The 6,688-nt window shown below is 36.4% G+C and carries 6 protein-coding genes; 1 reads left to right on the plus strand and 5 read right to left on the minus strand.

Annotated features, from left to right (window positions below):
* Nucleotides 1-1,544: bifunctional glutamate--cysteine ligase GshA/glutathione synthetase GshB (gshAB, locus tag V7014_RS15220; RefSeq protein ID WP_335508285.1), on the plus strand; the 1,544-nt coding region annotated here is incomplete at its 5' end.
* 119 nt (nt 1,545-1,663) lie between these two features.
* Here the strand turns inward: gshAB and arsC are convergent.
* The 5 genes from arsC to V7014_RS15245 all read right to left on the minus strand — a co-directional run.
* A complete protein-coding gene (gene arsC, locus V7014_RS15225; RefSeq protein ID WP_335508286.1) occupies nt 1,664-2,086 on the minus strand; it encodes an arsenate reductase (thioredoxin) in 423 nt (140 codons plus the stop codon).
* Nucleotides 2,087-2,133: 47 nt separating this feature from the next.
* Nucleotides 2,134-3,192: an ACR3 family arsenite efflux transporter gene (arsB, locus tag V7014_RS15230; RefSeq protein WP_335508287.1), complete on the minus strand. Its 1,059-nt coding sequence runs from the start codon at nt 3,190-3,192 to the stop codon at nt 2,134-2,136.
* Between the two features lie 15 nt (nt 3,193-3,207).
* The gene (locus V7014_RS15235) at nt 3,208-3,519 is read right to left on the minus strand and encodes an ArsR/SmtB family transcription factor (RefSeq protein WP_335508288.1); all 312 of its coding nucleotides are present in this window, start codon (nt 3,517-3,519) and stop codon (nt 3,208-3,210) included.
* A 331-nt stretch (nt 3,520-3,850) separates the two neighbouring features.
* A complete protein-coding gene (locus V7014_RS15240) occupies nt 3,851-5,056 on the minus strand; it encodes an MFS transporter (protein ID WP_335508289.1) in 1,206 nt (401 codons plus the stop codon).
* A gap of 547 nt (nt 5,057-5,603) precedes the next feature.
* A partial coding sequence (locus V7014_RS15245; protein ID WP_335508290.1) for a methyl-accepting chemotaxis protein occupies nt 5,604-6,688 on the minus strand: 1,085 nt, incomplete at its 5' end.

Genomic DNA, 6,688 nt, shown 5'->3' on the forward strand with positions numbered 1-6,688 from the left:
ATATTGATAAAGGTGTAATTGAAGATATAAGGGAGTTATATTCACAAGTACGATTAAAAAGTAAAGGAACACAATACTCAGCTGAAAATTTACTCAAAAACGGTATTGAATATGTAGAGATTCGCACAATCGATATCAATCCATTTGTAAAGAGTGGGCTTTCTGTTGAGGATATAAATTTTTTCCATCTCTTTTTATTGTATTGCTTAGAAAAAGAAGAGTCTTTGTATGATAACTGGCAACTTGAGAGTGAATTAAACAGTAAAAAAGTAGCTATTGAAGGACAAAACCTTGAATTGAATCTTCTTAAAAATGGATTGGAAATATCATTACAAAGTTGGGGAATGGAGATTTTAAATGACCTTCTAGAGATGAATGAGCACTACGGGCTGCCCTTTTATAATCTTCTCAAAGAAAAGGAAGAATTAATAAAAAATTATCAAAAGACCTATTCATATCGTCTTGCTAATCTTTGCAAAGAAAAAGGTTATATAAAAGCTCATATGGAACTAGCAGAAAAACACAAAAAAGAAGCATTCTCGGAACGTTTCAAGTTAAAACCTTATACGGATATGGAACTTTCTACTCAAATACTTCTGAAAGAGAGCATTAAAAGAGGAATTTCTTTCAGAATACTTGATAGAAAAGAGAATTTCATCGAATTAACCAAAGGGAAAAATACACAGTACATTAAACAAGCAACCAAAACTAGTAAAGATCAGTATGTTGCTGTATTAATAATGGAAAATAAAAGTGTGACTAAGCAAATTCTTAAGAGAAATAACATAGTTGTTCCTGGAGGAGAAGAGTTTTTCGATGTCAATACTGCCAAGGAATCACTTGGTAATTGGATAAAGGTTCCACTAGTGATAAAACCTAAATCAACAAATTTCGGTTTAGGAATATCTATTTTTCCTAATGGGGCTAATGAAGCAGATTTAATCAAAGGTTTAGAAATAGCTTTTGGTAAAGATTCTACTATCCTTATAGAACCTTTTATTAAGGGAAAAGAATATCGATTCTTGATAATTGGAGATGAAACAGTTGCTGTCTTGCATAGAGTACCTGCAAATGTTACAGGTGATGGAATATCTACGATTCAACAACTAATCAGCAAAAAAAACGTAGATCCATTAAGAGGTAAAGGTTACAAAACTCCATTAGAGAAGATAGAAATAGATGAAAACATGAAACTTTTCTTGCAACAAAAAGAACTTACAATACAATCAGTTCTCCCTGAAGGTGAATTACAATATTTACGTGAGAACTCTAACATCTCAACTGGTGGAGACAGTATAGATGTAACAGATAACGTTCCAAAATTATTTAAACAAATTGCGGTTGAAGCATCACAAGCAGTGGGAGCAAAAATTTGTGGAGTGGATATGATGATAGAAAATTCAGATGATGAGCAATCCTCCTATGCAATCATTGAGTTAAATTTTAATCCTGCTATCCATATACATTCATACCCCTACCAAGGAAAAGAAAGGAATGTAGCTTCCAAAATCCTTGAGCTTGTAGAATTAAATGAAAAAGAATAATTAATAGTCAAATATTCAAAAACAAACCTGTCCTCCAAAAATAGTCGGACAGGTTTATTTATTTTAAACTCATTTAGCAACAAGAAGTAGAATCATATCCATGCAATATGATAGCCATGTCATTCTCCTGTTTCAGCAAAAGATTTAATACGCGCTTCAATTTCATCACGTACTCGTTGGAAGAATGCCCATTTTTCTTCTTCTGTTCCTTCTGCTTTCGCTGGATCATCAAATCCCCAGTGAACACGTTTAATATGCGGTGGTGTAACAGGGCAATGATCAGCTGCGTGACCACATAGTGTCACTACTAATTCTGCATTGTTTAAGATAGTAGGGTCTATGACATCAGATGTCTGATTCGTAATATCAATCCCCACTTCTTTCATGGCTTTCACTGCATTTGGATTTAAGCCATGTGCTTCAAGTCCTGCACTTTTTACATTCCATACATCACTTAAATGCTTTTTCGCCCAACCCTCTGCCATTTGGCTTCGGCATGAGTTTCCCGTACATAGAAAGTAAATCGTCTTTTTGTTGTTCATTTTTCATCCTCCTGGTGATTAAATACCTGTCGTATTGTTTTATTGACTTATAACTTATTCGTTCTAAAATATTTCTTTTCCCATCGAAGAGCTACATGTACGAGCGCAATCAATACAGGTACTTCCACTAGTGGACCAATAACGGCCGCAAAAGCTTCACCACTATTAATGCCAAATACCGCAATCGCAACGGCAATCGCTAATTCAAAGTTATTACTTGCAGCAGTAAAGGATAGTGATGCCGTAACAGGATAAGAAGCTCCAGCTTTTCGTGAAGAATAGAAAGAGACAACGAACATAATTAAGAAATATATTAATAAAGGAATTGCTATACGTATCACGTCAAGTGGTAGAGCAACAATTTTATCTCCTTTTAAGGAGAACATCATAAAAATCGTAAAGAGCAAGGCAACTAGTGTAAGAGGTGAAATCTTCGGTAAGAATTTCGTTTCATACCATTCTTTCCCCTTTACTTTCAAGCCAATGTAACGAGTTAGCATACCCGCAAAGAATGGAATACCAAGATAGATGAGTACACTTTTCGCAATATCCCACATGGAGATGAATACTGATAAATTTTCTAAGCCGAATACACCAGGTAATACGTTTAAGAAAAAGTACGCAAATACGGAATAGAACAGGATTTGAAAAATGGAGTTAAAAGCCACTAAACCTGCTACATATTCTCTATCTCCACGGGCTAAATCATTCCATACAATTACCATCGCAATACAACGTGCTAATCCAATCATAATTAAACCTGCCATGTATTCGGGATAATCATGTAGAAAAATAATAGCTAGAAAAAACATTAATACAGGTCCTAATAACCAATTCTGAATTAAAGATAGTAATAAGACTTTCCAATCTTTAAATACACGCCACATCTCTTCGTATTTAACTTTTGCAAGTGGGGGATACATCATGATGATTAATCCAACAGCAATTGGAATCGAAGTCGTACCCACTGAAAACGTATCTAACACATTTTTAAAGTGCGGTGCTACCACACCAATTAATACACCTAAAGCCATTGCAACAAATATCCAAACCGTTAAGTAACGATCTAAAAAGGAGAGTTTCTTTGTTAAGCTTTTATTTTCCATCCTTCTTCCTCCTACCTAATCAGTTTTTGAACAATCGGAGCAATGCTCAACAGGCTTAGCTTCAAGCTGATCAAGAACCATTTGAATATATGGCTCTTGAACATCGTTCAATCGATAATGTTTCCAAGTTCCTTTTCGTCGCTCTAAAATGATGCCTGCTTCTTTTAACTTTTTCAATTGCTGGCTTACAGCAGGCTGCGATATATTTAGTAAATCGACAAAGTCACACACACAGACTTCACCATTTTTAAGATAAGATAATAACTTAAGTCGATTGGGGTCACTAACTGCCTTTAATTGCATGGCCATTGCTTCAATATTCACCATTATCGTCCTTTCTTTAATTCGATACATAACCATTTTCTTATATAATATTTCACTTATATTATAATCATATGACTTTATTATGCAAGTGTTAACCCAAAAAAGAATAGAATGCCAAGATATATTCATATCTTGGCATTCTATTACTAAATTAATAAATTTTCTATACCCAATAAGAGTTTGTGAGGTTTTCCGTAAAATAAGACTTTTAGCGATTCTCCAGTATTTCGTTCTAAAATTTCCCCTAAGTCCTCCCGAGTGTCAATGCAAACTTTTTTTCCAATCGCTAAAGGAATCATCGGCTATCAAAAGTTGGTTTGTCAACAATAAACTGCTAGTCCCCGGCTTCCCAACTTACTGACCTACTTTTAGTTTTTCTATTCTTCACGGTAAGTAGTGTAATGGCCATCAGTAAAACAATTACAGCGACAAAAGCAAAGGGAAGATGTTTATCCAACTGGTAAAGAGTGGTACTGAGAATAGGGGCGATCACAGCAGCAACTCCTTGGACCGACGCCACAAGACCCGCAACGCCCCCCTGTTGCTCATGGGTAACTGACAGGGATGCACCTGCCATAAAGCCTGGCATCATCAACCCCACCCCAACCCCAAATAAGAAGAAAGCTAAATAAAATCCGATCAAGCTGATAACGAATAGAAAGAGCAATATACTGATAATCAGCAGAAGCGATCCTATCAAAATCAGCGTTTTAGGCTGCAATTTGGGCTTTTTCACTTGCAATCCCTGTGTAATGATCATGGCAACCCCGCTAAGCATCAGGCCAAAGGAAACCATGCGAGCAGTTTCCTGAGTGGTCAGTGATAATTGATCCTGAAAGTAGAAACCTCCGACCACTTGCAAGGATACTATACTTAGCATCGTTGCAAGCCCAGCGAATAAATATAGGCGAACGCCTTTTTGAAACGGGCTCACCTCCGACGGCTTGGGCTGAAAGACTGGTTTCTGGGCCGGAATCAGCAGAAGCACTACGAAAAAAGCAATGAGCGGTAACAAAGCACCAATATACAGCGGCCAAATCAGACCGATGAAGGCAAAAGCCCCTGCAATCGCAGGACCGAGCACCAGTCCCAATCCGTTTGCAGCACCGATTAAGGCCATTCCTGCAGAACGTCCTTGTTCATCCGTGAGATCCGCCATATACGCCTGCGCAGAAGACGGAACAGCTGGAATAAACATGCCTACCATTGCACGTGCTACAATTAGTAAAACGATTAACAGGCTACCGCTGATTAGTTTCGTCAATCCTGCATACATTACCGCAGTAAACAGCACATAGCTCATAAACATACCTAGGAAGCCCATCAAGATAACGAACTTCCTTCCTTTTTGATCACTCCAGTTCCCCCAAATGGGAGCCATCATAGCCATCGCAACAGAACCTAAAGAAATAATTAAACCCGAATGGGTTTCACTCAGCCCCAGTTCTCGTATTAACGGAGGCATAACAGGAGCGATAATCATTAATCCGACCATTGCCACAAAGACACTAAAAAATATGCATAATCGAACTTGTATCATTTTCGTCACGTTCTCCTTTCAGATCATTCAAACTTCTCCTTTGAACCTATTTGTATCATTCAACCGCTCTGTATAGATGATTTTTCCTACATACATCATCTCCTTGTAGTGAAAATCTCCTTTCTTTGCAAAAATAACCCTCTTAATTAACAATGATAATCATTATCATTTATGCGTCAACCATTTTTTCCAATTTATACAATCAAAGATATATAAACATTGGATTAATTTACTGGTTTAAAGTTATATTCAAAAATTTCACATAAAATATACTATATAATTATAAAAACTCGATATCTATGAATAAAAATCTGCTTAGTAAAGCCCATTTAAAACTTACAGCTAACACTTAATTATTTCTTTATCTAAAAGACTGGATAATATAGTTTGAAGTTTCTTTTTTTCTGATGAAAAGGTCCAAGTTTGTGAAGAATAAGCATTTAATAGCATCAACACTAATCTGAAAAAAAGCTTTATAAAAATAATAAAAAATAAGTAACAGGCACCACAAATGGATAAATGTCCAAATGGGGTGCCTGTCATCGAGTTATTCTTCTTTAATTTTAAAGTGCTTAGCTGCCTGTTGAAGCTCATAACTTAGTGTCGTTAGATTAGTTGCATCTTCAGCAACCGTATGAATGGAGCGTGCTTGTTCATCAGCTGAAGCATTTACTTCCTCACAAGCTGCAGCAGTTTGTTGTGCCAACCCTGCCATAATTTGTATAGAATTTAGTACATAGTCTTTGTTACTAGCCACATTTTTGATGTCCTCACTTATACCATCAATAGATTGCGCCATCGATTGAATTAAAGTTGAGGTTTGTATAAAGGCATTGTTCGTATCCTGGATAACCATTGCTTGTTTATTGAAAATTTCACCTGTTTGATCCATTTCATCGACGGCCTTTTTCGAACTATCTTGAATAGCTTGAACGATTTTTTTTACATCTTCCGTTGCTAAAACAGATTGCTCTGCAAGTGTTTTAACTTCATTCGCGACAACAGCGAATCCTTTTCCATGCTCCCCTGCTCTCGCAGCTTCAATACTTGCATTTAATGCCAGTAAATTCGTTTGAGTAGAAATAGCTGTTATCGTCTCCATTACCTTTTCAATCGTTGCAATTCTTTCGTTTAACTCCGTAATAACAGATCCCATAGAAGTGACAAAGCCATTTGTGACTTCATTTGTGTTTTGCAATTCCTGTATTTGACGTAATCCTTTTGTATTTAAAGTATTTGTTTCTTCAGTAAGAATTAACATTTCTTTCGTTTTAACTGATACTCTCTGAATATCATCGCCCAATGTAATGGATAATTGGTTTGCCTTATCAGCGTCTTCAGCAGCATGACTAGCCCCCGTCGATATTTCAGTGATGGCAGTTGCTATTTGTTCGCTGGAAGCTTGGGTTTCTTCTGAAACAGCACTTAAATTTTCACTCGAGCTTAATACATTGTTAGAGGACTGATTTACAGTTGAAATAATACCTCTTAATTGATGCACCATATTATTAAATAGTTGAGCAAGTTGCCCAGTTTCGTCTTTTGTCTGTACATTTACTTGGACAGTCAAATCACCATTTGTGATTTTTTCAACGCCTGCTTTTAATTGATTAATCGGGCGAGTGATAGCTA

The sequence above is a fragment of the Bacillus sp. JJ722 genome (assembly GCF_036963345.1).
Lineage (GTDB): Bacteria > Bacillota > Bacilli > Bacillales > DSM-1321 > Bacillus_AD.